The organism is Methylobacterium nigriterrae (assembly GCF_037106235.1).
Classification (GTDB): domain Bacteria; phylum Pseudomonadota; class Alphaproteobacteria; order Rhizobiales; family Beijerinckiaceae; genus Methylobacterium; species Methylobacterium nigriterrae.
Genome location: NZ_JBAWTG010000078.1, coordinates 1 through 22,445 on the forward strand (window position 1 = coordinate 1; position 22,445 = coordinate 22,445).

Genomic DNA, 22,445 nt, shown 5'->3' on the forward strand with positions numbered 1-22,445 from the left:
GCAGGCACTCCGGGGCAAGGAGCTGATCGTGACGGGCAACCACGTCCTGACCGTCCCCGACGTGGCGCGGCTGAAGGCCTTCGCGGAGTTCGACGCCGGCTACCTGGATCTCGGTGGCCCGGCCTGAGCCGGGCCCGGAGCGGCTTCCGCTCCCGCGGCCGCCCCTGCCTTCTTGAAATGCCCGCGATTCTGGGTCCATCTCGGCCGCGATTCGGGCATCCCCGCCCGCGGACACGACCGGAGCCGAAGCCATGCGCCGCGACCGCCATGCCAAGATCGTCGCCACCGTCGGTCCCGCCAGCGCCTCGCCCGAGATGCTGCGCGCCCTGTTCCTCGCCGGCGTCGACACCTTCCGGCTGAACTTCAGCCACGGCCTGCAGGAGGACCATGCCAGGGTCCACGCCGCCATCCGGGCCCTCGAGCGCGAGGTCGGCCGGCCCATCGCCATCCTGCAGGACCTGCAGGGCCCGAAGATCCGCGTCGGCACGGTCGCGGGCGGCCGGCTCGACGTGGCGCCGGGCGAGACCGTGCGCTTCGTGCTCGAGGGCTCCGAGGGCGGCAAGGACGCGATCCCGCTCCACCACCCGGAGATCTTCGCGGCCGTCGTGCCGGGACAGGAGCTCCTGATCGACGACGGGCGCGTGCGCGTGCGGGTGGCGGGCCTGACCGCGGACAGCATTGAGGCGGAGGTCGTGATCGGCGGCGTGATCTCGAACCGCAAGGGCGTCAACCTGCCGGGCACCCTGCTCGACCTCTCGCCGCTCACCGCGAAGGACCGGGCCGACCTCGCCTTCGGCCTCGATCTCGGCGTCGACTGGGTGGCGCTCTCCTTCGTGCAGAAGCCCGCCGACCTGATCGAGGCCCGCGGCCTGATCGGGGACCGGGCCGGCATCATGACCAAGATCGAGAAGCCGCAGGCGCTCGAGCGCATCGACGACATCATCCGGCTGTCGGACGCCGTCATGGTGGCGCGCGGCGATCTCGGTGTCGAGATCCCGCACGAGGACGTGCCGGGCCGCCAGAAGGAGCTGATCCGCGCCTGCCGGCTCGCCGTGAAGCCCGTTGTCGTCGCCACCCAGATGCTCGACTCGATGGTGAGCGCCCCGACGCCCACCCGGGCCGAGGCCTCGGACGTCGCCACCGCCATCTACGACGGGGCCGATGCCGTGATGCTCTCGGCCGAATCCGCCACCGGGCGCTTCCCCGTCGAGACGGTCTCCATGATGGACCGCATCATCCGGCGCACCGAGGCGCACAAGCTCTACCGCTCGCTGATCGCGGCCTCCGAGCCCGGCGAGGAGGAGACGCCGCCCCACGCGGTCGCGACCGCCACCGCCGACCTCGCCGACGCCGTCGGCGCCTCGGCGATCGTGGCCTACACGCTGAGCGGGACGACGGCCGCCCGGATCGCCCGCAAGCGCCCGTGCGTGCCGATCCTGGCGCTCACCCCCGACATCGGCACCTCGCGCCGCCTCAGCCTGCTCTGGGGCACCCACAGCGTGCGCGCCGACGAGGTCGGCACCTACGAGGAGATGGTGACGAACGCGGTCGCCCACGCGGTCGAGGAGGGCTTCGCCGCGCCCGCCGGCCTCGTGGTCATCACGGCCGGCATCCCCTTCGCGGTGGCCGGAACGACGAACAACATCCGGATCGCGGCCGTGTAGGGCATCCGCCCGAGACGCGGCCGCGGCGGTTTCCGAGGCGGAAAACGCGCCGGACCATCCCGGATGCCCGGCCGCCGGTCAGCAGCTGAGCCGCCTGCCCTCGCGGCGGCCGAAGACCCGGTAATGCGCCGCGCCGGACTCCATCTGGCCCCGCTCGACGGCGCGCCGAACGTCGGGATTGCAGCGCAGGTACTCGCGTTCGTCGAACCCGTACCCGCGGTCTCTGCCTCGGAACGCGGGACCGCGCTCCCTGTAGCCGTCGTCGCGGTCCCGGTAGCCGTAATCGCGCTCCCGGTAGCCGTATTCGGGCTCTCCGTAGCGCTGCGCCGCGGTCGGCCCGACCGAGCCCATCAGGCCCAGGCCCACGGCCGCGAGTGTCCAGAGCACCTTCATGTCGCGTGTCCTCCTCATCGGGCGCTATAACGCGTCGAGAGGCCCGCGGTTCGATCGCTCCCGGCGGCCATCCGCGTAGAAAGCGGGGCGGCGCACGAGAACGTGTCCGGCCATCGGCCCGATCTGGCCGGGCTCGCTTCCGGTCCGGAACAAACCTGCCGGTTTGCTGCAGCGCACAACATTTTCCCGATTGACAGGCGCGCGGATTCGGCACGATCTTTCCTGCAAAGAACGGGCTATTCCTCGAAGGAATTGCCCACGAGGGAGGGAAGCGTGCCATGGCGCACCAGGATCCCCGTGTCGCGTCGATGTTCCGGCGCGACTGCGCAGCGGCCGTCTGTGCGGTGCTGCTCGTCTGGCTGATCTACGCCTTCACGTTCTGGACGATGAAGCCGGCCTTCGATGCCGCCGGCCTCACCGGGCCGATGGTCGGGCTCGGCGCCTGCGTCCTCTTCCTGAACACGGCCGCGATCGTGGCCATGATCCGCCATTACGGCGAGGACCGCGCCGCGATCTACGGCACCGACATCTACTATCTCGACCGGCTGCGCGCGGCGCGCAGAAGCCAGGGAGGCCAGCCATGAGCTCAGCCGAGCGCCCTCTCACGCGCAAGCAGCCCTACGAGCCGCCGGCGCAATCCGTGGCGGGGCAGGTCGTCGACGCGGTCCTGATGCTGGTCCTCGTCTTCATCACCCTCTACCTGCCGCTCCTGTTCCGGCTGGCCGGCGGCGGGACGCGCACCACCGAGTTCCCGAACCCGTCCTGGGAGGCGCTGGGCCAGAACGCCGTCATGGCGGCGCAGTGGGAGAAGCTCGGCTTCTCCCCCGAGAAGGCCGCGGCGCTGATCGGCACCCGCTTCGACTACGCCGTCAACGGGACGGTCCTGGCGTTCACGGCGCTCATCATCGTCGGCTACTTCGTTTTCCTGTTCCGCTACTCGGACCGGGAATACCGCGACGTCATCGCCGAGCGCTTCGGCGACGGGGCGCAGCCGCCCGGAACCCGCTGAGCCGCCGCGGCGGCACCGCCCCCCGGATCCGGCGGCCCGCCGCGACCCGGCCCCTCTCCTGGAAACCGCGAGGACATCCGCCATGGTGGCAATCATGAACTTGTGCGCCTGGGCGGTTGCCGGCGCGCTCGCGCTCTGGATGGGCTTCGACCTCCTGCGCACCAACAGGGCCTTCGGGGAGGATTATCTCCTGTCCTCCGAGGAGGGCGAGATCGTGGACGCCGACGTCGGCGAGACGGCAGCGAGGTCGTGATGCAGAACGTTCAGGTAGCGCCTCGCCCGGCGGTCCATGCCCCCGACATCCGACTGGCGGAAGCCCCGCCGGCGGCCGTTCCGCCCTCCCGGAAAATCGCGCTCCTGCGCGTGCTCGGGCCCGGCCATGTCTGGGCGCTCGGCGTCGGGATCGTGCTCGTCGGCGAGTTCATGGGCTGGAACTTCGCGGTGGGCAAGGGCGGGCCGGTCGCGGCGCTCACCGCCTGCTGGCTCGCCGGCATCCTCTACACCTGCGTGGCGATGATCGATTCCGAGATCACCTCCACGGTCGCGGCGGCCGGCGGCCAGTACGCGCAGGCCAAGCACATCATCGGGCCGCTCGCGGCCTTCAATGTCGGCCTCTACCTCGTGATGGCCTACACGATGCTGGAGGTCTCGAACGCCATCGTCACGGGCGACCTCATCGAAGCGTTCGTCACGAATCTCGGGATTCCCGGCACGATCGACAAGCGCGCCTTCATGGTCCTCACCATCGTGGCGCTCGCCTTCCTGAACTATCGCGGCGTGCTCGCCTCGCTGACCATGAACCTCCTGATCACGGCCGCCGCCTTCGCGGCCATCGTGGTGCTGTTCGTGGCGACGCAGCCCTGGGCGCCGGGCGCGGTGCTGCAGCACGACGCGCTCCTCGTCGGCCTGCCCTACGGCAGCCTCGGGATCCTGGCCGCCATGCATTTCGGCCTGTGGTTCTACCTCGGCATCGAGGGCACCACGCAGGCCGCCGAGGAGGTGCGCTCGCCGGCCCGCGCCCTGCCGCTCGGCACCATGACGGGCATGATGACGCTCCTCATCGCCGCGACCGCGACGTGGTACGTCTGCTCCGGCCTGATGCCCTGGGAGTATCTCGGCCAGGCCGTGACGCCGCTCTACGACGCGGGGCGGCTGACGGGGAACCGCTGGCTCGAGGTGTTCCTGTTCCTCGGCACCCTGTTCGCCACCGTGGCCTCGGCCAACGGCTGCATCAACGACGCCTCGCGGGCCTGGTTCGCCATGGGGCGCGACCGCTACATGCCGGCCTGGTTCGGCGCCGTGCACCCGGTCTACCACACCCCCTACCGGGCGATCCTGTTCTTCGTGCCGATCGCGATCCTGTTCGCGGTCTCGACGCCGCTCGACCAGACCATCACCTTCTCGATCCTGTCGGGGCTGCTCGGCTACACCCTGATGGCCCTGTCGATCATCCTGTTCCGCCGCAAATGGCCGCTCGGCACGATCCAGCGCGGCTACGTGCACCCGCTCCACCCGCTGCCCGCGATCCTGTTGCTGGGCCTGTGCGTCGTCACCTACCTCGCGGTGTTCCTCGGCTACGGCACGCAGCTCGTCGCCATGATGACCTTCTACATCGCGGCCTCCGCCTGGTTCGTGCTGCACCGCTACAAGTATGTCCGGCGCGGCGACCAGTTCACGATGCACTGGCCGAAGCCGAAGGGGTATTGAGGCGTGATCGACCCTCTCGGCCTGCCCGCGCTCGGCCTGCCCGTCCTCGCCGCCGTGAGCTGCGCCCTGCACCGGCGCGGCCGGGCGGCGGCCGCCGCCAGGGCCGCGATGCTGGAGCCCTGCGCGGCGCTCCTGGCGGAGCCGGTCCACGGCCGGGACCGGGCCGGCTACGGCACGCTCCGGGGCCGCTTCGCGGGGCTGCCGGTCGAGGTCCGCCTGATCCCCGAGGCCCTCGCCTTCCGGCGGCTGCCGCAGCTCTGGCTCAGCGTCTCGGTGCACGTCTCGACGGGCCTTCCGGCGACCCTCGACGTCCTGCGCCGCGCGGTGGGCGCGGAGTTCTACGCGCCGGACGAGCTTCCGGCGCGCTACCCCGTCCCGCCCGGCTGGCCGGGCGAGACGCTGGTGCGGGGCACGCGCGGGGCCGGACCGCTCCTCGCCCGCGCCGCCGCCGCACTCGCGAAAATCCTCGCCGAGCCGCGCGTCAAGGAGGTGCTCGTCGCGCCGCGGGGCGTGCGGATCGTGAGCCAGCTCTGCCAGGGCGAGCGCGGCGCCTACCTGCTCCTGCGCGAGTGCCGGTTCCCGATCGCGCAGGTCGATCCCGGGATCCTGCGGCCCCGGCTCGCCGAGGCCGCGGAGCTGACCGCCCGCCTGAGCACGGAGGAGGTCGGACATGACGGACATGACGCGGATGACGGACATGACACAACGGACCGGCGCGCGCGTGCGGCCGCCTAGTCCGGCCCTCGTCCTGGCGACGGCGATCGTCCTGCCCGGCATGGGGCACGTGCTAGTCGGCCGGGCCCGGCGGGGCCTCGGCTTCGCGGCCTTCGCGCTCCTCGGCGCCTGGCTCACCACGAAGTTCGCCGCGCCCGACGCCGGCGCGCTCGGGCGCCACGCGGCGGGCCTGTTCGTCTGGGCGCTGTCGGTGACGGACGCCTATCGGAGCGCGCGCCTGCAGCAGCGCGCCGCCGCTCCGGCGGGCCGACACGGCGTCGCCTGACCAGAGCGGACGCCGCATCGGCGCGCCCGCGCGGCACCTGAGCCGAGCCCGAATCCGCCATCCCCGGGGGATCCAGGCGGACCTGGGATGAGCCGCCCTACCCCGCCGCCCGGGACCGGCGCCGGCGCTGCGCCCGCGCGAGCTCGTCCGCGTGGGAGAACCCCGTCGCGGCGGCGATCTCGGCCGCGCTGAGCGTGCTCTCGCGGCGCAGCCGGCGCGCCTGGTCGAGGCGCACCGCGAGGTAGTGCCGGTGCAGGCTGGTGCCGAGCCGCTCCCGGAACAGCCGCTCGAGCTGGCGCACCGAGACCCGGGCGAGCCCCGCCAGCGCCGCGCGCGGGAGCGGCGCCTCCAGGTTCTCCTCCATGGCCGAGAGCACCCGCAGGAGCCGCGGGTCGCGCACGCCGAAGCGCTGCTGCGGGGCCATGCGCTGCGGGCTCAGGCCCTCGCGGATCTCCCTGTGCAGGAACCAGTCGCCCACGCCCGCGGCGAGCCCGGGGCCGTGATCCTGCCCGATCAGGGTCAGCATCAGGTCGAGGGCCGCGATGCCCCCCGAGCAGGTGACCCGGTCGCCCGCGATCTCGAACAGGGAGCGCACCACCTCGGCCCGCGGAAAGCTCTCCTGGAAGGCCGGGATGTGCTCCCAGTGCAGGGTGCAGCGGCGCCCGTCGAGGAGGCCCGCCCGCGCCAGGATGTAGGGGCCGCCCGAGATCCCGCCGAGCGTCACCCCGGCCCGCGCGAGGCGCCGCAGCCAGCGGGCGAGGGCGGGATCCTCGAAGCTCGCCGGGTTGCCGCCCGCGCAGACGAGGATCCGGTCGGCGGGAAGATCCGCGGCGCCGACCGCCACGTCGGGCAGGATCGCGACGCCGTTCGAGGCCTGCACGGCCCGGTCCCCCGGGGCCGCATGCCACCAGCGGTAGAGGTCTCGCCCCGACAGCGTGTTGGCGGCCCGCAGTGGCTCCACCGCCGCCGCGTAGCTCATCAGCGGGAAGCCCGGGATGAGGACGAAGCCGACCGTGATCGGGTCGCCGCGTTCATGGTTTGTCTCGATTCGCATTTCGTCGCGATTTGCCGGGTTCCCGTCGCGATTGGCAAGGCCGCCCCCGGAGATCCTGCCATACTGGCCCGGTCTTCCGCGGGATAACCGGAACGGCCGAGACGATGCACCACTCCCTGTTCAGCGTCCTCACCCAGGCGCTCCGCGGCCAGCGGGGCTGGAAGCCCCAGTGGCGCGACGCGGCGCCCCGCTCGGACTACGACGTCGTCATCGTCGGCGGCGGCGGCCACGGGCTCGCCACCGCCTACTATCTCGCCAAGGAACACGGCATCACGAACGTCGCCGTCCTGGAGAAGAGCCATGTCGGCTCGGGCAATGTGGGCCGCAACACCACGATCGTGCGCTCGAATTACGGGCTTGCCGGCAACATCCCCTTCTACGAGCGCTCGATGAAGCTCTGGGAGGGGCTCGAGCAGGACATCAACTACAACGCCATGGTGAGCCAGCGCGGCGTGCTGAACCTCTACCATTCGGACGCCCAGCGCGACGCCTACGCGCGGCGCGGCAACGCCATGCGGATGGCCGGCATCGACGCGGAACTGCTCGACCGCGAGGGCGTGCGGGCGATGGTGCCCTTCATCGACTTCGACAACGCGCGCTTCCCCGTGAAGGGCGGGCTGCTGCAGCGGCGCGGCGGCACCGTGCGCCACGACGCGGTGGCCTGGGGCTATGCCCGCGCGGCGGACGCGCGCGGCGTCGACATCGTGCAGAACTGCGCGGTGACGGGGATTAGGCGCGAGAACGGGCGCGTCACCGGCGTCGAGACAAGCCGCGGTTTCATCCGCGCGGGGAAGGTCGCGCTCTCGGTCGCCGGCTCCTCGTCGCTTCTCGCCGCCATGGCGGGCCTGCGCCTGCCGATCGAGAGCCACGTGCTGCAGGCCTTCGTCAGCGAGGGCGTGAAGCCCCTGATCGACTGCGTGATGACCTTCGGGGCCGGCCACTTCTACGTCAGCCAGTCCGACAAGGGCGGCCTCGTCTTCGGCGGCGACATCGACGGCTACAATTCCTACGCGCAGCGCGGGAATCTGGCCACCATCGAGGACGTGATGGAGGGCGGCATGGCCCTGTGGCCGGGCCTCGGACGCCTGCGGCTCCTGCGCCACTGGGGCGGCATCATGGACATGTCGATGGACGGCTCGCCCATCATCGACCGGACCGGCATCGGTGGCCTCTACCTCAATGCGGGCTGGTGCTACGGCGGCTTCAAGGCGACGCCGGCGGCCGGCCTCTGCTTCGCCCACCTGATCGCCCGCGACGAACCGCACGCGGACGCCGCCGCCTACCGCCTCGACCGTTTCGCGACCGGCCATCTCATCGACGAGAAGGGCATGGGCGCGCAGCCGAACCTGCACTGAGGGAGCGACCCGATGCGCATCCGATGCCCCTATTGCGGCGAGCGGGACAACGGCGAGTTCAGCTATCTCGGCGATGCCGGGCCCGTCCGCCCGGACGGGCTGGAGGCGGAGGCCGCCGCCATGCACGACTACGTCTACCTGCGCGACAACCCCGCGGGCGAGCACCGTGAGCTCTGGTATCACGCGGCCGGCTGCCGGACCTGGCTCGTCGTGACCCGCGACACCCGCAGCCACGCCATCGCCGAGGTCGCGCCCGCCCGGGATGTCGCCCTGACCCGCCGGACGGGAGACGCCGCATGACCACGATCACGCTGAGGCGCGCCGAGGCGGATGCGCCCGCCGCCGCGACCGGTCGCGTCCAGGCCTTCCGCACGGCGGCGGGCGGCCTGATCGACCGGCGCCGCCCCCTCGCCTTCACCTTCGACGGGCGCGCCTACGCGGGATTCCACGGCGACACGCTGGCCTCGGCGCTTCTCGCCAACGGCGTGCGCCTCGTCGGGCGCTCCTTCAAGTACCACCGCCCCCGCGGCATCCTGTCGGCGGGCTCGGAGGAGCCGAACGCCCTCGTGGAGCTGCGCTCGGGCGCGCGCCGCGAGCCGAATACGCGGGCGACGGTGGCGGAGCTCTACGAGGGGCTCGAGGCGGCAAGCCAGAACCGCTGGCCGAGCCTCGCCCTCGACGCGCTCTCGGTGAACGCGCTGCTGTCCCCCGTCTTCGCGGCGGGCTTCTACTACAAGACCTTCATGTGGCCGGCCTCCTTCTGGGAGAAGCTCTACGAGCCGATGATCCGGCGCGCGGCGGGCCTCGGCCGGGCGGCGGATGCGCCGGATCCCGACAGCTACGACCGGATGCACGCCCATTGCGACGTGCTCGTCATCGGCGGCGGCCCGGCCGGCCTGTCGGCGGCGCTCGCGGCCGGGCGGTCGGGCGCCCGGGTGATCCTGGTGGACGAGGATTTCGCGCTGGGCGGGCGCCTCCTCGCCGAGCGGCGCGAGGTCGGTTCCGGGTCCGGCGCGGACTGGGTCGCGGCCGCGGCGGCCGAGCTGCGGGCGATGTCCGAGGTCACGATCCTCACCCGCACCACCCTGTTCGGCGTCTACGACCACGGCGCCTACGGCGCGGTCGAGCGGGTGAGCGACCACCTCGCGGAGCCCCCGGCCCACGCGCCGCGCCAGCGTCTCTGGCGGATCACGGCGCGGCGCGCCGTGCTCGCGGCCGGCGCCATCGAGCGCCCGCACATCTTCGGCGGCAACGACCGGCCCGGCGTGATGCTGGCCGGCGCCGTGCGGACCTACCTCAACCGCTACGGCGCCCTGCCGGGCCGGCACGTGGCGATCCTCACCGCGAGCGACGACGGCTGGCGCACGGCCGCCGACGTCGCGGCCGCGGGCGGGCGTGTGGCGGCGGTGATCGACACCCGGGCCTCGGTCCCGGCGGAGCTGCGGCGCGCGGCCGAGGCGGCGGGCACGCGGGTGATCGCGGGCGGCTACGTCGCGGGCACCAAGGGCCATCTCGCGCTCAAGGCCGTCGAGGCCGTCGACGCCTCGGGGCAGCGCGAGACCATCGCCTGCGACTGCCTCGCCATGGCCAATGGCTGGAACCCGGTCGTCCACCTCGACTCGCACCTGTCGCGCCGGCCCGTCTGGTCGGAGGCGATCCACGCCTTCGTGCCGGGGGCCCTGCCGGCGGGCCTGACGGCGGCCGGGGCGGCGGCGGGGCATCTCGGCCTCGACGCCTGCCTGGAAACCGGCGCGCGGGCCGGCGCCGAGGCCGCGACGGATTGCGGCTTCCCGGCCAGCGCCCCCGAGACGCCCCGGACGGACCCGGAGAGCCTCGGCCACGCGCCGCTCTGGCGGGCGCCCGCGTCCAGGGGCAAGGCCTTCGTGGATTTCCAGAACGACGTGGCGGCCTCCGACGTCGAGCTCGCCCACCGCGAGGGCTTCCGGGCGGTGGAGCACCTGAAGCGCTACACCACCCTCGGCATGGCCACCGACCAGGGCAAGATCTCGAACCTTGCGGGCCTCAGCCTGATGGCCGAGCTGACCGGCCAGCCGATCCCGAGCGTCGGCACCACCGTGTTCCGCCCACCCTTCACGCCGGTGGCGATCGGCGCTCTCGCGGGCCACCATCGCGGGCGGGAATTCCGGGCGACCCGGCACGTGCCCTCGCACGCCTGGTGCGAGGAGCAGGGCGCGGTCTTCGTCGAGACCGGCCTGTGGCTGCGCCCCGCCTATTTCCCCAAGCCCGGCGAGACCGACTGGCTCGAGACCGTCACCCGCGAGGTGAACACCGTCCGCGCTCATGTCGGGCTCTGCGACGTCACCACGCTCGGCAAGATCGACATCCAGGGCCGCGACGCGCTGGCCTTCATCGAGCGGGTCTGCGCCAACCCGTTCGGGACGCTACCCGTGGGCAAGGCCCGCTACGCGGTGCTGCTGCGCGAGGACGGTCTCGTCATGGACGACGGCACCGTCGCGCGGATGGCCGACACGCACTACGTGATGACGGCCTCGACGGCGAATGCCGCGAAGGTGATGCAGCACCTCGAATTCTGCCGCCAGTGGCTGTGGCCGGAGCTCGACGTGCAGATCGCCTCGATCAGCGAGCAATGGGCGCAGTACGCCATCGCCGGCCCGCGCGCCCGCGACACCCTGCGGTGCGTCATCGATCCCGGCCTCGACATCGGAAACGAAGCTTTCCCCTTCCTCGCCTGCGCCGAAGTGACGGTGGGCGGCGGCATCCCGGCGCGGCTGTTCCGGATCTCCTTCTCGGGCGAGCTCGCCTACGAGCTCGCGGTGCCGGCGGCCTACGGCGACGCCGCCTGGCGGGCGCTGATGGCGGCGGGCGCCCCCCACGGCATCACCCCCTACGGCTCCGAGGCGCTCTCGGTGATGCGCATCGAGAAGGGGCACGCGGCCGGGGCCGAGATCAACGGCCAGACCACCGCGCGCGACCTCGGCCTCGGCGGCATGCTCGCCAAGAAGAAGGATTATGTCGGCCGGCTGATGAAGGAGCGGCCGGCGCTGACCGACCCGGACCGCCCGATCCTCGTCGGCGTCCGCCCCGTCGACCGGAGCGCGCGCCTGCGCGCGGGCGCCCACATTCTGGGGATCGGCGCCGCCCCGAGCCTCGCGGCCGACGAGGGATACCTGACCTCGGTCGCCTACTCTCCGTCCTTGGGCCACTGGATCGGGCTCGGCCTGATCCGGCGCGGTCCGGAGCGCCACGGCGAGCGCGTCCGCGCCTACGATCCCGTGCGCGGCGGCGACGTCGAGGTCGAGATCTGCTCGCCCGTCTTCGTGGATCCGAAAGAGGAGAAGCTGCGTGTCTGAGGCGACGATCTGGCAGCCCCGCAGCGCCTGGGCGGGCTTGGCGGCACCCGGCCGGCACGGCCGCCAAGCGGCTGAGCCCGGGGACGAGGCAGGCGTCCGGCTGTCCCTGCGAGAGGGGATCGGCCTCGCCACCCTCATCGCGGCCGAGGGTCAGGAGGCCGCCCTCGCCCGGACGCTCTCCCGCAGCTTCGGCCTCCCGCTGCCCGAGACCGGCACGGCGCATTTCGCCGGCGAGCGGGGCCTCGTCTGGTCGGCGCCGGGCCAGTGGCTCGCGGTGGCCGGGACGCGCGAGGGCCTGCACGGCCTGGCGACGGCGCTGCGGGGGCTCGCCGCCGTCTCCGACCAGAGCGACGGGCGCGCGCTCCTGCGCGTCTCGGGCCGGTCCGCGCGCGCGGCCCTGGCCAAGGGCGTGGCGGTCGACCTGCACCCCCGCGCCTTCCGGGCGGGGCGGTCCGCGGTCACGAGCATCGCCCATATCGGCGCCCAGATCTGGCAGCGGGACGAGGCGCCGACCTACGAGATCGCGGTGGCGCGCAGCTTCGCGGGCAGCTTCTGGAGCTGGCTCGCCCACGCGGCGGTCGAGTTCGGCTACGCGGTGGAATCCGGCGCCGGGCCCTGAGGCCCGGCAGCGGGGAGAGGAAGCCTCAGATCTTCCCGTCGAGGCCCATCCGGTAATACTTGTGCACGATCTTGTCCTGGTTCTCGAGGAGCCAGTCGATCGAGGGCTCGTTGCTCATCGCCTTGCGGATGGCCTCGGTCATGCCCTTGCGCTGGATCTCGAACAGCGCCTTGTGGTCGAGATCCTGAGCCTCGATCACGCCGGGGCTGAGCCAGACCGAGCAGATGATGCCGAGGTCGTTGACCCGGTCTTTCGGCAGATAGCCCGCCCGCACCGCGTCGAGCACGCCGTTGGCGATGGCGAACTGGACGGTGCCCATCAGGATCGAGGTGTAGCGCGATTCGGTGACGCTGACCTTCGAGACGCACAGCGTCACCGGGCGCACCATGATGTCGGTGTTCAGGAGGGCGAAGACGCGCGAGTGGCCGACCACCTGATCGCCCGTCAGGGTGGCGATGGCGGTGCCGACCGGCCCGTCGAGCTCCCCGATGATCACCTCGGGCTCGGAGGCCGTGTTGGGCGGGCCGCCGGCGACGAGAGCCTCGCCGGCGCGCAGGATGATCCGTTCGCTCATCGTTAATCCTTCTCGGTTGCATCGTCCGGGCGGGAGTGCCGCGGAGGGCGCGAGGGGCGGCCGCTATCGGATCGGGGGCCGACCGTGTCAACCGGCAGATCCGGCGGCAGATCCGGGACGCGGGACCGCGATGCGCCCGCTCGCGGCGGGCAGGCATCCGCCATCGCGCCCGTGGCGCGGCGGGATATCCTCGGGCCCAAGGCCGCGCAGCGCGTGGCCGTAGGAGCGGTGCAGGACGGCGCAGCGGGCCGCCCCGGCTCCGGACGGGCAGGCGGGCGATCCGGCGCCGTCCGGATAGAGGGCGCAGGCGGCCTCGGTCGCCACGCCCCTGAAGCCCCGATCGCAGCCGACGCAGCGGCCGGACAGGAAGGTGAGCCTCATGGTCGGAGGCGGCCGCGCCCGGTTCAGCGATCGAGGCGGCTCAGCAATCGAGGGTGGTGTCGCGCTCCCACTGGGTCAGGTGGCGGCAATAGTCGTTCCACTCCTCGTGCTTCAGCTTGAGGTAGCTCGGCACGAAGGCGCCGAAGGCCTCGTTGAGCACGTCGCACTGCTCGAGCGCCCGCATCGCGTCGAGCATGTTGAGGGGCAGGCGCTTCACGCCCTCCACCCTGTGCCCGTCCGTGTACATGTTGATGTCGAGGCGCTGTCCCGGATCGCGCCGGTTGCGGATCCCGTCGAGCCCCGCCGCCAGGATGCCGGCCTGCAGCAGGTAGGGATTGGCCGCCCCGTCGGCGAGGCGGAACTCGAAGCGCCCGCCATCCGGGATGCGGATCATGTGGGTGCGGTTGTTGCCCGTGTAGGTCACGGTGTTGGGCGCCCAGGTGGCGCCCGAGGTGGTGCGGGGCGCGTTGATGCGCTTGTAGGAGTTCACGCAAGGGTTGGTGATCGCCGCGAGCGCGTCGGCCGAATGGATCAGGCCGCCGATGAAGTGGTAGCCGGCCTCGGACATGCCGATCTCGTCGGATTTGTCGCTGAAGACGTTGCGATCGTCGCGCCAGAGCGAGACGTGGGCGTGGCAGCCCGAGCCCGTCAGGTCCATGAAGGGCTTGGGCATGAAGGTCGCCCGCAGGCCGTGCTTCTCGGCGATCGAGCGGGTCATGTACTTGAAGAAAGCGTGCCGGTCGGCGGTGACGAGGGCGTCGTCGTAGTCCCAGTTCATCTCGAACTGGCCATTCGCGTCCTCGTGGTCGTTCTGGTAGGGCTTCCAGCCGAGCCCGAGCATCGCGTCGCAGATCTCGGTGATCACCTCGTAGCGGCGCATCAGGGCCGACTGGTCGTAGCAGGGCTTGGTCTGCTTGTCGGCGGTGTCGGCCGGCTCCGAGCCGCAGGGGGTGATCAGGAAGAACTCGCACTCGACGCCGGTCTTCATCTGCAGGCCCTCGCGGGCCGCGTCCTTGATCAGGCGCTTGAGGAGGTTGCGCGGGCCCTGCTCGACGGGCTTGCCGTCCATCACGAGGTCGGCGGGCAGCCAGCCGACCTCGGGCTTCCAGGGCAGCTGGATCAGGCCCTCGGGATCGGGCACCGCCAGGAGGTCGGCATCGGCCGGGCTCATGTCGAGCCAGGTGGCGAAGCCGGCGAATCCCGCGCCGTTCTTGCACGTGCTCCGGATGGCGGCGGCCGGCACGAGCTTGGCGCGCTGGGTGCCGAACAGGTCCGTATAGGAGACGAGGAAGTACTTGATGCCGCGTTCCTTGGCGGCGGTCTCGAGATCGAGCGTCATCGCATGCTCCCCTTGAGAGTCACGGGTTCATCCACGCCGCGACGCGAACGATCCGGATTCGAGTGACCGCTCCCGCTCGGGAGAGGGGCCCGTCGCGGCGTCGGCGCCACGCCTGAAAACGAGAAGGCCGCGTCTCGGCTTGAGAGCGCGGCCTCCATCCCTGTCACAGCCCCGTCCTGCCGGGGATCCAGCCGGTGCCGGCGAGCGGCACCTGCGCCATCGCGGCGGCCTCGATCGTGAGCGCCACCAGGTCCTCGGGCTCGAGGTTGTGCAGGTGGCTCTTGCCGCAGGCTCGCGCGATGGTCTGGGCCTCCAGCGTCATCACCGCGAGGTAGTTGGCGAGCCGCCGCCCCGCGCGTTCCGGGTCGAGCCGGCGCGACAGCTCCGGGTCCTGCGTGGTGATGCCGGCCGGGTCGCGCCCCTCGTGCCAGTCGTCGTAGGCGCCGGCGGTGGTGCCGAGCGCCGCGTACTCGGCCTCCCAGCGGGGATCGTTGTCGCCGAGCGCGATCAGGGCCGCCGTGCCGATCGCCACCGCGTCGGCCCCGAGCGCCAGCACCTTGGCGACGTCCGCGCCCGAGCGGATGCCGCCCGAGACGACGAGCTGCACCTTGCGGTGCAGGCCGAGATCCTGCAGCGCCTGCACGGCGGGGCGGATCGCCGCCAGCGTCGGGATGCCGACATGCTCGATGAAGACGTCCTGGGTCGCCGCCGTGCCGCCCTGCATGCCGTCGAGCACCACGACGTCCGCCCCCGACTTCGCCGCGAGCGCGGTGTCGTAGTAGGGGCGCGAGGCGCCGACCTTCACGTAGATCGGCTTCTCGCCGTCGGTGATCTCGCGCAATTCCTCGATCTTGATCTCGAGGTCGTCCGGCCCCGTCCAGTCCGGGTGGCGGCAGGCCGAGCGCTGGTCGATGCCCGGCGGCAGGCAGCGCATGCCGGCGACGCGCTCGGTGATCTTCTGGCCGAGCAGCATGCCGCCGCCGCCGGGCTTGGCGCCCTGCCCGATCACCACCTCGATGGCGTCCGCCTTGCGCAGGTCGTCCGGGTTCATGCCGTAGCGGGAGGGCAGGTACTGGTAGACGAGGGTCTGCGAGTGCCCGCGCTCCTCCGGCGTCATGCCGCCGTCGCCGGTCGTCGTGGAGGTGCCCGCGATGGTCGCGCCGCGCCCCAGCGCCTCCTTGGCCTGCGCCGAGAGCGAGCCGAAGCTCATGCCGGCGATCGTCACCGGCGTCTTCAGCCGGATCGGCTTCGAGGCGAAGCGGGAGCCGAGCGTCACCTCGGTGCCGCAGCGCTCGCGGTAGCCCTCGAGCGGGTAGCGGCTGATCGAGGCGCCGAGGAACAGGAGGTCGTCGAAATGGGGCAGCTTGCGCTTCGCCCCGGCACCCCGGATGTCGTAGATGCCGGTCGCGGCGGCGCGGCGGATCTCCGACATCACCTCGGGGGTGAAGGTGGCCGAGTAGCGCGGCGCGGTGCGCGGGGTCGCGCGCGGGTCCTTCGGATGCTCGCCCATCAGTAGGCTCCGGCGTTGTCGACGTGGAAGTGATAGAGGCGGCGGGCCGAGCCGTAGCGGCGGAACTCGGACGGGTCGACCTCGCCCGCGAGGCCGGCGGCCTTCAGCCGGCCGTAGAGCTCCTCCCGGTGCGCGTCGCGCATCGCCTTCTCGACGCAGTCGGCCCCGAGGCTCCTCACCTGGCCCCGCACGTAGAGGCGGGCCTCGTAGAGCGAGTCGCCCAAGGCTTCACCCGCATCGCCCAGGACCGCGAGGGTGCCGGCCTGGGCCATGAAGGCCGACATGTGGCCGACCGAGCCCTTCACCACGATGTCGACGCCCTTCATCGAGATGCCGCAGCGCGCGCCGGCATTCCCGTCGACGACGAGGAGGCCGCCATGGGCCGTGGCGCCGGCCGACTGGCTGGCGTCGCCGCGCACGTGCACGAAGCCCGACATCATGTTCTCGGCGACACCGACGCCCGCGTTGCCGTTGATGACGACGCTCGCGAGCTTGTTCATGCCCGCGCAGTAATAGCCGACATTCCCCTCGATCTCGACGCTGACGGGAGCGTCGAGTCCCGCCGCGACGGCGTGGCGCCCGTCGGGGCTCGTGACGGTCCAGTGGGTCTCGTTGGTGTCGGAGCGAAGCGCGTGGAGCGCGCGGTTGAGTTCGCGCAGGGCCGATCGGTTGAGGTCGAAGCTCGGCATCAGTGGCGCTCCCAGGCATAGACTTGGGCGGGCTCGGGCTCGAAGACCCGGGCCCCGTCGATGCCCGGCAGGCCGACGAGGGCGCGGTACTCGGAGCCGAAGGCGACGTAATCGTCGGTCTCGGCCATCACGGCGGGCTTGCAGGCAATGGGATCGCGCACCACGGCGAAGCCCGATTCGGTGCCGACCACGAAGGTGAAGAAGCCGTCGAGGTCGCTCAGGCTCGATTCGAGCGCTTCTTTCAGCGAGGCGCCCTCGCGCATGCGCCAGCTCAGGTAGCCGGCGGCGACCTCGGTGTCGTTCTGCGTGGCGAAGGTGAGCCCCTCGCGCTGGAGGCGCCGGCGCAGGTCGTTGTGGTTCGAGAGCGAGCCGTTGTGGACGAGGCACTCGTCGGTGCCGGTCGAGAACGGGTGGGCGCCGTTCGTCGTCACCGCGCTCTCGGTCGCCATGCGGGTATGGCCGATCCCGTGGGTGCCGGCCATGCCGGCGAGGTCGAAGCGCTCGGCGACCGTGGCCGGCAGCCCGACCTCCTTGTAGATCTCCATGCGGCGGCCGGCCCCGACGACGTCGATGCCCGGCGCGTTGGCCGCGAGCCAGGTGCGGGCCTGCGCCTCGCGCTCGGCCGGCAGCGCGATCACCGTGTGGGTGTCGCGGGGGGTCGCCTCGACCGGGGCGCCGAGATGCGCCTCGAGGCCTGAGACCGCGCCCGAGAGGGCGGCAGGGTCCCGGCCCCGCAGGGTCAGCTTCACGCCGGCCCCGTCCGCGCCGTAGACGGCGAAGCCCGCGCTGTCGGGCCCGCGGTCGGACATCGTGGCGAGCATTCCGGACAGGAGCGCGCCCAGTTGCGGCTCAAGCTTCGGATTCTTCAGAAACAACCCGACAATACCGCACATCGCCGACTCCCGGTCTCCTCGAACAGCCCGGAGACTGTTCCACAGCCCTTCGGATCCGTCAACCGAGGGTAATGAATTTTTCTTGCCAGGAAATATCGGGACGGGCGGAAACGCTGCGGCGACGCTCTCGGACAGAGGGTTCGCGCTCGGGCATTCCCCCGAGCGCCGTGCCAAGGACGGGACCGAACCCGCGCCCGATCCGAGATCGCCGCTCCCGTCGGAGGCGCGGTGTCGTGACGCCAAGGATGACAGGAGCGTGCCGGCGAGGGCAGAATAAAAGCCGACGCCATCGGGCCGGCACGGCCGAACGCGCGAGACCAACGGGACCGCATGCTGAACACCGCCTCGAACGCGCCGGTCGACGACAAGCGGACCCTCGAGAGGGCGCTCGGCCACCAGATCCGCCTGCTCCGGCGGGAGCGCGACCTCTCGGTGGCCGATCTCGGGGCGGCGGCCGGCATCTCGCCCGGCATGGTCTCGAAGATGGAGAACGGGCAGATCTCGCCCTCGCTGTCCTCGATCAACGCCATCGCGAACGCGCTCAACGTGCCGATCACGGCCCTGTTCTCGGCCTTCGAGGAGAGCCGGGACTGCTCCTTCGTGAAGCGCGGCCAGGGCGTGGTGATCGAGCGGCGCGGCACCAAGGTCGGCCACGTCTACGAGCTGCTCGGGGCAGGGCTGCGCGGCGAGGTCGTCGTCGAGCCGTACCTCATCACCCTGGAGGACGATGCCGAGGCCTATACGAGCTTCCGCCACACCGGCATCGAGTTCATCTACATGCTCTCCGGCGAGGTGGTCTACCGGCACGCCAACCAGGATTATCACCTTCAGCCGGGCGACTCGCTTCTGTTCGATTCCGGCGCCCTGCACGGGCCGGCGAAGCTGATCAGCACGCCCATGACCTACCTGTCCGTCATCGCCTATCCGCGGGGCTGAGCGGCCTGGGCACGCCTCCAGGTCCTTGATGTTTCGCGCCCCCTGACGCCGAACCGGCATCCGTTTCGGCGGGGAGCGATCGAGAGGAGACCGCATGGACCAGCTCGCCGGGATGCGGATCTTCGCTCGCGTGGTGGAGCTCGGCAGCTTCTCCAAGGCGGCGGAGGACCTCCTCCTGTCGCAGTCGACGGTCACCAAGAACGTCGCGTGGCTGGAGGCGCATGTCGGCGCGCGCCTCCTCAACCGGAACACCCGCGGCGTCAGCCTCAACGAGGCCGGTGGCCACTACTACGAGCGCTGCAAGGCGATCCTGCACCAGCTCGACGAGGCGGACGGACTGATCCGGCGCAGCGGCGCGGAACTCGACGGGACCCTGCGCATCTCGACCTCCGTGGCCTTCGGCGAGAGCGTGGTGGCGCCCCTCCTCCTGCCCTTCATGCGGGCCCATCCGCGGCTGCGGATCGACCTCAGCTGCGAGGACGGCTTCGTCGACCTCGTGGCCCGCAACGTCGATCTCGCCCTGCGCCTCGGCCGCCTCGCGGATTCCTCGCTCGGCGGGCGCTATCTCGGCGCCAATCCCTGGGTGATGGTGGCGGCCCCCGCCTACCTCGCCGAGCGCGGCCGGCCGGCGGCGCCCGCGGAGCTGCGGGCGCACGACTGCATCGTCTACAGCAGCGTCCAGGGCGACGCGGTCTGGCAGCTTCGGGCGCCGGGCGGGGAGAGCCACGCCGCCCATGTGCGGGGCGCCCTGCGCTCGAACAACCTGCCGACGCTGCTGACCGCCGCCCGCGACGGGCTCGGGGTCGCGATCCTGCCGCGCTACGTGGCGGAGCCCGCGCTGAGCGGGGGCGGCCTCAGCCAGGTCATGGCCGAGTACACCCTGCCCGACCAGGAGATCTACGCGGTCTTCCCCTCGCCGAAGCTCGTCCCCCGCAAGGTCTCGGCCCTGATCCGCTACCTCGTGCCCCACTTCCAGGGCGACTGGTGGCGCAGGGCAATCCAGTCACGGCGGGAATAAATGATATCGCGCGCTGCGTCTTCGCAAGACGAGGGGCGTGCGGATACCTGTCTCCTCAGTCACCGGCTGGAGGAGGCGGGTCATGCCTAGGATGCGGGCAATCGATGCGGCGGTCAGGGTCCTGGAACGCGAGGGCGTGACTTGCGCCTTCGGGGTTCCGGGCGCGGCCATCAACCCGCTCTACGCCGCGCTGAAGGCGCGCGGCTCGATCCGCCACATCCTCGCCCGCCACGTCGAGGGCGCCTCGCACATGGCGGAGGGGTATACCCGGGCGAGGGCCGGCAATATCGGCCTCTGCATCGGCACGTCGGGGCCGGCCGGCACCGACATGATCACGGGGCTCTACGCGGCCTCGGCCGACTCGATCCCGATCCTGTGCATCACCGGCCAAGCGCCGCGGGCGAAGCTCCACAAGGAGGATTTCCAGGCCGTCGACATCGAGGCGATCGCCAAGCCCGTCACGAAGTGGGCGGTCACGGTGCGGGAGCCCGCGCTCGTGCCGCAGGTCTTCCAGCACGCCTTCCACGTCATGCGCTCCGGCCGCCCCGGCCCGGTCCTGATCGACCTGCCGATCGACGTCCAGGTCGCCGAGATCGAGTTCGATCCCGAGACCTACGAGCCGCTGACCCCCTACAAGCCCGCCTGCACCCGCCGGCAGGCGGAGCGCGCGCTGGCGATGCTGAACGCGGCCGAGCGGCCGCTGATCGTCGCCGGCGGCGGCATCGTCAACGCGGATGCCTGCGACCGGCTCGTCGCGTTCGCCGAACTCACCGGCATCCCCGTCATCCCGACCCTGATGGGCTGGGGCGCGATCCCCGACGACCACCCGCTCATGGCCGGCATGGTCGGCCTCCAGACGAGCCACCGCTACGGCAACCGCAGCTTCCTCGAATCCGACTTCGTGCTCGGCATCGGCAATCGCTGGGCGAACCGCCACACCGGCTCCGTCGAGGTCTACACGAAGGGCCGCACCTTCGTGCACGTCGACATCGAGCCGACCCAGATCGGGCGGGTGTTCGGCCCGGATCTCGGCATCGTCTCGGATGCGGGCGCGGCCCTCGACATGTTCCTCTCGGTCGCCCGCGAGATGAAGGCGCGGGGCGAGTTGCCGGACCGGGCGCGCTGGGCCACGGCTTGCGCGCACCGCAAGCGCGCCATGCTGCGCAAGTCCCACTTCGACCAGGTCCCGCTCAAGCCCCAGCGGGTCTACCAGGAGATGAACGAGGCCTTCGGGCGCGACGTCTGCTACGTCACCACGATCGGCCTGTCGCAGATCGCGGGCGCGCAGTTCCTGCACGTCTACAATCCGCGCCACTGGATCAATTGCGGGCAGGCCGGTCCCCTCGGCTGGACGCTGCCGGCGGCCCTCGGCGTGCGGGCGGCCGATCCGGAGCGCAAGGTCGTGGCGCTGTCCGGCGACTACGACTTCCAGTTCCTGATCGAGGAGCTCGCCGTCGGCGCGCAGCACAAGCTGCCCTATCTCCACGTCGTCGTGAACAACTCGTATCTCGGGCTGATCCGGCAGTCGCAGCGCGGCTTCGACATGGACTTCGAGGTCAGCCTCGCCTTCGACAACGTCAACGCGCGCGCCGACGGCGACGCGGTGCCGGGCTACGGCGTCGACCACGTGGCGGTGGCCGAGGGGCTCGGCTGCAAGGCGATCCGGGTGAAGAGCCCGAACGAGTTCAAGGATGCCTTCGCGCGCGCCGAGGCCTTGATGGCGGAGCATCAGGTGCCCGTCGTCCTCGAGTTCATCCTCGAGCGCGTCACCAACATCGCGATGGGCACCGAGGTCGACGGGGTCAACGAGTTCGAGGAGATCCTCTGCCTCGACCCGAGCCTGTCGCTGAGGGCGAGCCAGGTTCTGCCCGAGCCCGTGCCGGCGGAGTGACCGCACGACCGACCAGCGCCAGCCGCGGGGCGGCACGGCCCATTCCCCTCTCCCGCACGGGAGGAGGGCGTCGCGGCGCCGATCCCTTCGAGACCCCACACGGAGACCGACCGTGCCGAGATTTGCCGCCAACCTGACCATGCTCTTCACCGAGCACGACTTCCTCGACCGCTTCGGGCTGGCCGCCGCCGCAGGCTTTCGGGGCGTCGAGTTCCTGTTCCCCTACGCCTACCCGAAGGAGGTGCTGGCCGAGAGGCTCGTGCGCCACGCCCTGACCCAGGTGCTGCACAACCTGCCGGCCGGCGACTGGGCGGCGGGCGAGCGCGGGATCGCGGTGCTGCCGGAGCGGCAAGCGGAGTTCCGCGACGGGGTCGGCCGGGCGATCGAGTATGCCAGGGCGCTCGACTGTCCGATGGTCAACTGCCTCGCCGGCATCGTGCCGGAGGGCCTCGACCGGGCGCGGGCCGAGGCGGTCTTCGTCGGGAACCTGCGCTACGCCGCGGCCGAACTGAGGAAGGCCGGCATCCGGCTCCTGATCGAGGCGGTCAACACACGCGACATCCCGGGCTTCTTCCTCAACACGACGCGCCAGGCGCTCGACATCATCGGGAAGACCGGCTCGGACAATCTCTTCCTGCAGTACGACATCTACCACATGCAGGTCATGGAGGGGGACCTCGCCCGCACCATGGCGGAAAACCTCGGCCGGATCGCGCATATCCAGCTCGCCGACAATCCCGGCCGCAACGAGCCCGGCACCGGCGAGATCAGCTACCCGTTCCTGTTCGATCACCTCGACCGCATCGGCTACGCCGGCTGGATCGGCTGCGAGTACAAGCCGCGCACCACCACCGAGGCCGGCCTCGGCTGGCTGCCGGGCGCCTGACGATCCCGCACCCGCGCCACCTCGCCTCTCCCGCGCCGGAGAGGGAGCCCCGCGCCATCGGCACGACCTCGTAAAGGAGCATTCGGCATGACCCGCATCGGATTCATCGGGCTCGGCATCATGGGCCGGCCCATGGCGGAGCACCTGATCAAGGCCGGGCACGGCCTCGTCCTCAAGGGCGGCTCGAAGCCGGTG

Annotated in this window: 24 protein-coding genes; 16 read left to right on the forward strand and 8 right to left on the reverse strand. The window is 71.6% G+C overall.

Translation table 11 applies throughout. The annotated features are described in order from the left end of the window. The first annotated feature begins 251 nt into the window (after positions 1 to 251). A complete protein-coding gene (pyk, locus tag WDW90_RS26025) occupies positions 252 to 1,664 on the forward strand; it encodes a pyruvate kinase (RefSeq protein WP_336490411.1) in 1,413 nt (470 codons plus the stop codon). Between the two features lie 78 nt (positions 1,665 to 1,742). Here the strand turns inward: pyk and WDW90_RS26030 are convergent, their stop codons facing one another. Then, positions 1,743 to 2,057 carry a hypothetical protein gene (locus WDW90_RS26030; RefSeq protein WP_336490412.1) on the reverse strand — a complete coding sequence of 105 codons (315 nt, stop codon included), beginning with the start codon at positions 2,055 to 2,057 and terminating at the stop codon, positions 1,743 to 1,745. 278 nt (positions 2,058 to 2,335) lie between these two features. Here WDW90_RS26030 and WDW90_RS26035 point away from each other — a divergent pair, with 278 nt between their 5' ends. From WDW90_RS26035 to WDW90_RS26060, 6 genes are all read left to right on the forward strand, one after another. Continuing rightward, positions 2,336 to 2,641 carry a hypothetical protein gene (locus WDW90_RS26035; protein WP_336490413.1) on the forward strand — a complete coding sequence of 102 codons (306 nt, stop codon included), beginning with the start codon at positions 2,336 to 2,338 and terminating at the stop codon, positions 2,639 to 2,641. After that, complete coding sequence (locus WDW90_RS26040) at positions 2,638 to 3,066, forward strand: hypothetical protein (RefSeq protein WP_336490414.1); 429 nt, start codon at positions 2,638 to 2,640, stop codon at positions 3,064 to 3,066. Before WDW90_RS26035 ends, WDW90_RS26040 begins: the two co-directional genes overlap by 4 nt. Positions 3,067 to 3,148: 82 nt before the next feature. Next, positions 3,149 to 3,319: a hypothetical protein gene (locus WDW90_RS26045; RefSeq protein WP_336490415.1), complete on the forward strand. Its 171-nt coding sequence runs from the start codon at positions 3,149 to 3,151 to the stop codon at positions 3,317 to 3,319. Then, a complete protein-coding gene (locus WDW90_RS26050) occupies positions 3,319 to 4,773 on the forward strand; it encodes an APC family permease (RefSeq protein WP_336490416.1) in 1,455 nt (484 codons plus the stop codon). The genes WDW90_RS26045 and WDW90_RS26050 overlap by 1 nt, the downstream gene beginning before the upstream one ends. A gap of 3 nt (positions 4,774 to 4,776) precedes the next feature. Further along, a complete protein-coding gene (locus WDW90_RS26055; protein WP_336490417.1) occupies positions 4,777 to 5,508 on the forward strand; it encodes a hypothetical protein in 732 nt (243 codons plus the stop codon). Further along, a complete protein-coding gene (locus WDW90_RS26060; protein ID WP_336490418.1) occupies positions 5,471 to 5,773 on the forward strand; it encodes a hypothetical protein in 303 nt (100 codons plus the stop codon). Before WDW90_RS26055 ends, WDW90_RS26060 begins: the two co-directional genes overlap by 38 nt. A gap of 97 nt (positions 5,774 to 5,870) precedes the next feature. On the opposite strand, the gene WDW90_RS26065 is transcribed toward WDW90_RS26060, so the two are convergent. Beyond that, the gene (locus tag WDW90_RS26065) at positions 5,871 to 6,827 is read right to left on the reverse strand and encodes a GlxA family transcriptional regulator (protein WP_336490419.1); all 957 of its coding nucleotides are present in this window, start codon (positions 6,825 to 6,827) and stop codon (positions 5,871 to 5,873) included. Positions 6,828 to 6,931: 104 nt separating this feature from the next. On the opposite strand from WDW90_RS26065, the gene WDW90_RS26070 reads away from it, so the two are divergent. Genes WDW90_RS26070 through WDW90_RS26085 form a run of 4 tightly spaced genes read left to right on the forward strand, consistent with a single transcriptional unit; the run spans position 6,932 to position 12,133 of the window. Continuing rightward, entirely contained in the window at positions 6,932 to 8,182 is a 1,251-nt protein-coding gene (locus WDW90_RS26070; RefSeq protein WP_336490420.1) for a sarcosine oxidase subunit beta family protein, read from the forward strand. Between the two features lie 12 nt (positions 8,183 to 8,194). Then, positions 8,195 to 8,482 (forward strand): sarcosine oxidase subunit delta, encoded by a 288-nt coding sequence (locus WDW90_RS26075; RefSeq protein ID WP_336490421.1) that lies wholly within the window; start codon positions 8,195 to 8,197, stop codon positions 8,480 to 8,482. Beyond that, positions 8,479 to 11,514 carry a sarcosine oxidase subunit alpha family protein gene (locus WDW90_RS26080; RefSeq protein ID WP_336490422.1) on the forward strand — a complete coding sequence of 1,012 codons (3,036 nt, stop codon included), beginning with the start codon at positions 8,479 to 8,481 and terminating at the stop codon, positions 11,512 to 11,514. The genes WDW90_RS26075 and WDW90_RS26080 overlap by 4 nt, the downstream gene beginning before the upstream one ends. Continuing rightward, the gene (locus WDW90_RS26085; protein WP_336490423.1) at positions 11,507 to 12,133 is read left to right on the forward strand and encodes a sarcosine oxidase subunit gamma; all 627 of its coding nucleotides are present in this window, start codon (positions 11,507 to 11,509) and stop codon (positions 12,131 to 12,133) included. Before WDW90_RS26080 ends, WDW90_RS26085 begins: the two co-directional genes overlap by 8 nt. 25 nt (positions 12,134 to 12,158) lie before the next feature. Here WDW90_RS26085 and WDW90_RS26090 read toward each other — a convergent pair whose 3' ends face one another. The 6 genes from WDW90_RS26090 to WDW90_RS26115 all read right to left on the reverse strand — a co-directional run bounded on the left by WDW90_RS26090 (position 12,159) and on the right by WDW90_RS26115 (position 17,519). After that, positions 12,159 to 12,707: a formaldehyde-activating enzyme gene (locus WDW90_RS26090; protein WP_336490425.1), complete on the reverse strand. Its 549-nt coding sequence runs from the start codon at positions 12,705 to 12,707 to the stop codon at positions 12,159 to 12,161. An 87-nt stretch (positions 12,708 to 12,794) separates the two neighbouring features. Beyond that, entirely contained in the window at positions 12,795 to 13,088 is a 294-nt protein-coding gene (locus tag WDW90_RS26095) for a hypothetical protein (protein WP_336490426.1), read from the reverse strand. 40 nt (positions 13,089 to 13,128) lie between these two features. After that, a complete protein-coding gene (gene glnT / locus WDW90_RS26100) occupies positions 13,129 to 14,427 on the reverse strand; it encodes a type III glutamate--ammonia ligase (RefSeq protein WP_336490428.1) in 1,299 nt (432 codons plus the stop codon). Between the two features lie 163 nt (positions 14,428 to 14,590). After that, on the reverse strand, positions 14,591 to 15,937 hold the full coding sequence (locus tag WDW90_RS26105) for an FMN-binding glutamate synthase family protein (protein WP_336490429.1): 1,347 nt from the start codon (positions 15,935 to 15,937) through the stop codon (positions 14,591 to 14,593). Beyond that, on the reverse strand, positions 15,937 to 16,626 hold the full coding sequence (locus WDW90_RS26110) for a GltB/FmdC/FwdC-like GXGXG domain-containing protein (protein ID WP_336490430.1): 690 nt from the start codon (positions 16,624 to 16,626) through the stop codon (positions 15,937 to 15,939). The genes WDW90_RS26105 and WDW90_RS26110 overlap by 1 nt, the downstream gene beginning before the upstream one ends. Further along, the gene (locus WDW90_RS26115; RefSeq protein ID WP_336490431.1) at positions 16,626 to 17,519 is read right to left on the reverse strand and encodes a class II glutamine amidotransferase; all 894 of its coding nucleotides are present in this window, start codon (positions 17,517 to 17,519) and stop codon (positions 16,626 to 16,628) included. The genes WDW90_RS26110 and WDW90_RS26115 overlap by 1 nt, the downstream gene beginning before the upstream one ends. Before the next feature lie 330 nt (positions 17,520 to 17,849). Here WDW90_RS26115 and WDW90_RS26120 point away from each other — a divergent pair, with 330 nt between their 5' ends. The 5 genes from WDW90_RS26120 to WDW90_RS26140 form a co-directional block, all read left to right on the forward strand. Further along, positions 17,850 to 18,455 carry a helix-turn-helix domain-containing protein gene (locus WDW90_RS26120; RefSeq protein WP_336490432.1) on the forward strand — a complete coding sequence of 202 codons (606 nt, stop codon included), beginning with the start codon at positions 17,850 to 17,852 and terminating at the stop codon, positions 18,453 to 18,455. Between the two features lie 94 nt (positions 18,456 to 18,549). Further along, positions 18,550 to 19,473: a LysR family transcriptional regulator gene (locus tag WDW90_RS26125; protein ID WP_336490433.1), complete on the forward strand. Its 924-nt coding sequence runs from the start codon at positions 18,550 to 18,552 to the stop codon at positions 19,471 to 19,473. An 82-nt stretch (positions 19,474 to 19,555) separates the two neighbouring features. Further along, positions 19,556 to 21,364 carry a glyoxylate carboligase gene (gene gcl, locus WDW90_RS26130; RefSeq protein ID WP_336490434.1) on the forward strand — a complete coding sequence of 603 codons (1,809 nt, stop codon included), beginning with the start codon at positions 19,556 to 19,558 and terminating at the stop codon, positions 21,362 to 21,364. 112 nt (positions 21,365 to 21,476) lie between these two features. Continuing rightward, positions 21,477 to 22,250: a hydroxypyruvate isomerase gene (gene hyi / locus WDW90_RS26135; protein WP_336490435.1), complete on the forward strand. Its 774-nt coding sequence runs from the start codon at positions 21,477 to 21,479 to the stop codon at positions 22,248 to 22,250. 87 nt (positions 22,251 to 22,337) lie between these two features. Continuing rightward, positions 22,338 to 22,445, forward strand: a 108-nt coding sequence (locus WDW90_RS26140; protein ID WP_336490436.1) for an NAD(P)-binding domain-containing protein, incomplete at its 3' end; no start/stop codon positions are given.

Excerpts from the sequence above, each read along its gene's own strand:
- pyk (WP_336490411.1), top strand. The coding sequence starts at position 252 with ATGCGCCGCGACCGCCATGCCAAGATCGTCGCCACCGTCGGTCCCGCC.
- WDW90_RS26030 (WP_336490412.1), bottom strand. The coding sequence starts at position 2,057 with ATGAAGGTGCTCTGGACACTCGCGGCCGTGGGCCTGGGCCTGATGGGC.
- WDW90_RS26035 (WP_336490413.1), top strand. The coding sequence starts at position 2,336 with ATGGCGCACCAGGATCCCCGTGTCGCGTCGATGTTCCGGCGCGACTGC.
- WDW90_RS26040 (WP_336490414.1), top strand. The coding sequence starts at position 2,638 with ATGAGCTCAGCCGAGCGCCCTCTCACGCGCAAGCAGCCCTACGAGCCG.
- WDW90_RS26045 (WP_336490415.1), top strand. The coding sequence starts at position 3,149 with ATGGTGGCAATCATGAACTTGTGCGCCTGGGCGGTTGCCGGCGCGCTC.
- WDW90_RS26050 (WP_336490416.1), top strand. The coding sequence starts at position 3,319 with ATGCAGAACGTTCAGGTAGCGCCTCGCCCGGCGGTCCATGCCCCCGAC.
- WDW90_RS26060 (WP_336490418.1), top strand. The coding sequence starts at position 5,471 with ATGACACAACGGACCGGCGCGCGCGTGCGGCCGCCTAGTCCGGCCCTC.
- WDW90_RS26065 (WP_336490419.1), bottom strand. The coding sequence starts at position 6,827 with ATGCGAATCGAGACAAACCATGAACGCGGCGACCCGATCACGGTCGGC.
- WDW90_RS26070 (WP_336490420.1), top strand. The coding sequence starts at position 6,932 with ATGCACCACTCCCTGTTCAGCGTCCTCACCCAGGCGCTCCGCGGCCAG.
- WDW90_RS26075 (WP_336490421.1), top strand. The coding sequence starts at position 8,195 with ATGCGCATCCGATGCCCCTATTGCGGCGAGCGGGACAACGGCGAGTTC.
- WDW90_RS26080 (WP_336490422.1), top strand. The coding sequence starts at position 8,479 with ATGACCACGATCACGCTGAGGCGCGCCGAGGCGGATGCGCCCGCCGCC.
- WDW90_RS26090 (WP_336490425.1), bottom strand. The coding sequence starts at position 12,707 with ATGAGCGAACGGATCATCCTGCGCGCCGGCGAGGCTCTCGTCGCCGGC.
- WDW90_RS26095 (WP_336490426.1), bottom strand. The coding sequence starts at position 13,088 with ATGAGGCTCACCTTCCTGTCCGGCCGCTGCGTCGGCTGCGATCGGGGC.
- glnT (WP_336490428.1), bottom strand. The coding sequence starts at position 14,427 with ATGACGCTCGATCTCGAGACCGCCGCCAAGGAACGCGGCATCAAGTAC.
- WDW90_RS26105 (WP_336490429.1), bottom strand. The coding sequence starts at position 15,937 with ATGGGCGAGCATCCGAAGGACCCGCGCGCGACCCCGCGCACCGCGCCG.
- WDW90_RS26110 (WP_336490430.1), bottom strand. The coding sequence starts at position 16,626 with ATGCCGAGCTTCGACCTCAACCGATCGGCCCTGCGCGAACTCAACCGC.
- WDW90_RS26115 (WP_336490431.1), bottom strand. The coding sequence starts at position 17,519 with ATGTGCGGTATTGTCGGGTTGTTTCTGAAGAATCCGAAGCTTGAGCCG.
- WDW90_RS26120 (WP_336490432.1), top strand. The coding sequence starts at position 17,850 with ATGCTGAACACCGCCTCGAACGCGCCGGTCGACGACAAGCGGACCCTC.
- WDW90_RS26125 (WP_336490433.1), top strand. The coding sequence starts at position 18,550 with ATGGACCAGCTCGCCGGGATGCGGATCTTCGCTCGCGTGGTGGAGCTC.
- gcl (WP_336490434.1), top strand. The coding sequence starts at position 19,556 with ATGCCTAGGATGCGGGCAATCGATGCGGCGGTCAGGGTCCTGGAACGC.